Consider the following 3,754-nt stretch of genomic DNA (forward strand, 5'->3'; position numbering starts at 1 on the left):
AAAAAATCTTATATTTTTTATTGTCCTCTTGACGGGGAGCAGTTCATATGGGGCAGCCTCGTTTTGTTTCGTTGGAAGGAAAGGTGTAAATGATGAAATCTATTGAATCCTGCTTTACCCACAGCCGGCATCCCGTCCGGGTCCTGCAGTTCGGAGAAGGCCGGTTTATGCGGGCATTTGTGGATTATGCGATTGATGTGGCCAATGAGGAACAAGGCTTCGATGGAAATGTGGTTATCGTGACACCACGGGCTGCCAGACGGCCTGAGGGTTTTACACGGCAGAAAAACCTCTATATGGTGCGGCTCCAGGGCCAGCAGGATGGCCGGAAGGTGGTATCGAACCGGGTCATTACCTGTATTGATGATGTCCTTTCACCCGTTGCGGATTATGATGCCTACATGGCACTGGCCCGGCTCGACACGCTGGAATATATCACGTCGAATACGACCGATGGGGGAATCATTTTTTCTTCCGATGATAAACTGGAAGACCGGCCGCCACGGACCTATCCTGCCAAACTGACCCAGTTCCTCTTTGCGCGCTATCAGTATTTTAACGGGGCAGAAGACAAAGGGCTGATTATCCTGCCGGTCGAACTGATCGACCATAATGGCCGGACTTTGCGTTCATGTGTCAATCAGTATGCCGCGCTCTGGAACCTTCCGGCTGATTTTCTGCAGTGGCTTGACGAGGCATGCCAGTTTACGGATACCCTTGTAGACCGCATCGTAACGGGATATCCTGACGAACAAACGGCACAGGCCATTCAGAAAGAATTAGGCTATACAGATGAGCTGCTCGATGTAGCTGAGCCATTTGCTCTCTGGGCTGTTGAAAATCCGGGACTGGAAAAACGGTTGCCTTTTACTTCGACCTATTTCCAGACAGTTTTTGCACCAGATATTACAGTATACAAAGAACGAAAAGTACGCATCCTGAACGGGGCTCATACATCGATGGTCCTCGGGGCCTATCTGGCTGGCCTGGAATATGTGGGCCAGTGCATGGCTGATAAAGATATACGACCGTCACTGGAACAGACGGTCTATGGGGAAATCCTGCCTACGGTATCAATGGCACCGGATGCTGTCCGGTCATTTGCTGATGCTGTATTTGAACGGTTTGAAAATCCTTTTGTCCATCATGAGCTCCTGGCGATTTCTCTCAATTCGACATCCAAATGGAAAGCGCGTATCCTGCCATCGCTGAAAGACAGCCTGGCTGCCACAGGGAAACTGCCGCGGTGGCTGACCTATTCTATGGCGGCATTGCTGGCCTTTTACCGTTCTGAAGACAAAGGCGATGATTGCCTCATCGGGCATCGTGGCAGCGATACCTATCCTATCCGCGATGATGCAGACCGTCTGGCATTTATTGCTTCTCATGCAGCAATGCCCGATGCCGGATACGTTACGGCAGTCCTGAAGCAGGCGGATTGGTGGGGTGAAGATCTGACGGCGATTCCCGGCTTTTCCCAGGTGGTGACAGCGCATCTGGCCCGCATGGGCGCTATAGGCGTCCGGGCTCATATCCGGGAAATGGTAAACGGATCGTGATTTTTTATAACACAAAACTAACATAAATTCTAGTATGTTAGAAAAATATTGGCACTTCGTGGCGGTAGGAGAATTGATGTTTCCCTGCCGCCATGGTAGTATAAACAGAGGAATACAGTAAAAATAATATATCCGTAATAAAGGAGGCTGTTAGGATGGGTAAAGTCCTGACCATCGGGGAAGCGATGGGGCTTCTCGTTGCAGAAAGTGAAGGTACGCTGGACCAGGTGAAGCATTTTGAACGCCATGTCTGCGGCGCAGAATTAAATTATATTGTCGGTATGGCCCGCCTTGGGTTTGATGCTTATTATGTGTCCCGAGTGGGAAATGATCCCTTTGGGACATGCATCTGTAATTTTCTCCGGGAAAATCATATTCACGACACGTATGTGCAGGTCGATGATGCGTATATGACGGGATTTCAGATGAAGGAAAAAGTGTCCAGCGGTGACCCGAAAGTCGCTAATATCCGGCGCAATACGGCATTTACTCATCTGACGGCGGCGGATTTCACCGGCATCGACTGGCAGGGTGTACAGCTCCTGCATGTGACAGGGATTCCTCTGGCCTTATCGGATAATTGCCGTCAGGCCATCGCATTTCTGATGGAAGAAGCGCATCAGAACGGCGTTCCCGTGTCCTTTGATACGAATCTCCGGCCTATGCTCTGGCCTGATGAACAGACTATGTGCGGAACAATACGGGACTTTTCCCTCAAAGCCGATATCGTGCTGCCTGGCCTGAGTGAAGCGCGGCGTATTACGGGGCTTTCCGATGAGAAAGCTGTTGGCCGGTTCTACCTTGATCATGGGGTAAAGACTGTGGCGGTCAAGCTTGGCGGCAGTGACGGCGTTTATGTCTGCACAGCAGAGGAAGAACACTATGTACCCAGCTATCATGTCGATCACATTGTCGATACCGTCGGGGCCGGTGACGGATTTGCCGCGGGATTTACAAGCGGTCTGCTCGACGGATTATCCCTGTACGATGCGGCACGGCGTGGTGCGGCTATCGGGGCTCTGCAGATCCAGGTAGCCGGTGATAATGAAGGCCTGCCTACGCGCAGCCAGTTGCAGGAATTTCAGGAACGTGCCGAATAAGGAGGAAATGGTATGATTAGTGAAAATATGAAAATGATGTTTGAAATTGGTCTTGTTCCACTCGTTGTCATTGACGATGCAGCCGATGCTGTTCCGTTTGGACAGGCACTGGTCGATGGCGGCGTGCCTGTAGCAGAAGTTACATTCCGTACCGATGCCTGCCTGGATGCCATTCGTGCTATGCGTCAGCATGTGCCGGGACTCCTCGTCGGTGCTGGCACCGTGCACAATGTTAATCAGGCCGATGCAGCCGTCAAGGCGGGAGCAGAATTTATCGTCACACCGGCCTTTAATCCTGCCGTTACACAATGGTGCATCGATAACGGTGTCGATATCGTCCCGGGGACGGTCAGCCCGGCTGATATTGAAGCGGCCAACGGTATGGGAATTGAAGTCTGCAAGTTCTTCCCAGCTGCTGCGTACGGTGGCGTCAAAACCTTGAAAGCGCTGGCTGGTCCGTTCCATGATATGAAGTTCCTGCCTACTGGCGGGGTCAATCTCGATAATATGACAGAATATCTGGATCTGCCCAATGTGGCCGCTGTCGGTGGCAGTTTCATGACTCCGTCCGATATGGTACGGAATAAAGATTGGGCAGGTATCACGGCGACCTGCCGTCAGGCTGTACACAATCTGCTGGGATTTGAAATCTGCCATACGGGCATCCATTGTAAGACGCAGGCAGAAGCAGAAGATGTGACAGACCGTTTGTGCACGCTCCTGGATCAGGAAAAGATTACTATTCCCGGCGTCTCTTATTTTGTTGGTACTGTTGTCGAAGTGTGCTACAATACGCTGCCTGGTGAAAAAGGCCATATCGGTATTGATACGCGCGATATGGAACGGGCGATGGCATACTACAAACGCCGTGGTGTGGAATATGCTGACAATGGGCTGTTTTATGATGAACAGGGGCGTGTCCGTCTGGCATATTTCAAAGAACTGTACCATGGATTTTCCGTCCATCTGCGCCGTAAACCGGCGGCAAAATAATTGCCTGCCTTGTATAAGGCGTGTAATAGAGGCTGCTGCATGAAACGAGGGGTTTGTGCAGCGCCCCTTTTTCTATTCGATTTGGTTTGACGGACCGGGCCG

The 3,754-nt window shown here is 51.2% G+C and carries 3 protein-coding genes; all 3 read left to right on the top strand.

All coding sequences use genetic code 11. The features are described from left to right. Positions 1–89 precede the first annotated feature (89 nt). Positions 90–1,559 carry a tagaturonate reductase gene (locus tag DW949_RS13410; RefSeq protein WP_233539610.1) on the top strand — a complete coding sequence of 490 codons (1,470 nt, stop codon included), beginning with the start codon at positions 90–92 and terminating at the stop codon, positions 1,557–1,559. 155 nt (positions 1,560–1,714) lie between these two features. After that, positions 1,715–2,659: a sugar kinase gene (locus DW949_RS13415; RefSeq protein ID WP_118023668.1), complete on the top strand. Its 945-nt coding sequence runs from the start codon at positions 1,715–1,717 to the stop codon at positions 2,657–2,659. Between the two features lie 12 nt (positions 2,660–2,671). After that, complete coding sequence (eda, locus tag DW949_RS13420; protein WP_233539611.1) at positions 2,672–3,652, top strand: bifunctional 4-hydroxy-2-oxoglutarate aldolase/2-dehydro-3-deoxy-phosphogluconate aldolase; 981 nt, start codon at positions 2,672–2,674, stop codon at positions 3,650–3,652. The last annotated feature ends 102 nt before the right edge of the window (positions 3,653–3,754 follow it).

Source organism: Megasphaera sp. AM44-1BH, assembly GCF_003467125.1.
Classification (GTDB): domain Bacteria; phylum Bacillota; class Negativicutes; order Veillonellales; family Megasphaeraceae; genus Megasphaera.

What these genes read in the sequence shown, in the direction of transcription:
- DW949_RS13410 (WP_233539610.1), top strand. Translation starts at nt 90, where the DNA reads ATGATGAAATCTATTGAATCCTGCTTTACCCACAGCCGGCATCCCGTC.
- eda (WP_233539611.1), top strand. Translation starts at nt 2,672, where the DNA reads ATGATTAGTGAAAATATGAAAATGATGTTTGAAATTGGTCTTGTTCCA.
- DW949_RS13415 (WP_118023668.1), top strand. Translation starts at nt 1,715, where the DNA reads ATGGGTAAAGTCCTGACCATCGGGGAAGCGATGGGGCTTCTCGTTGCA.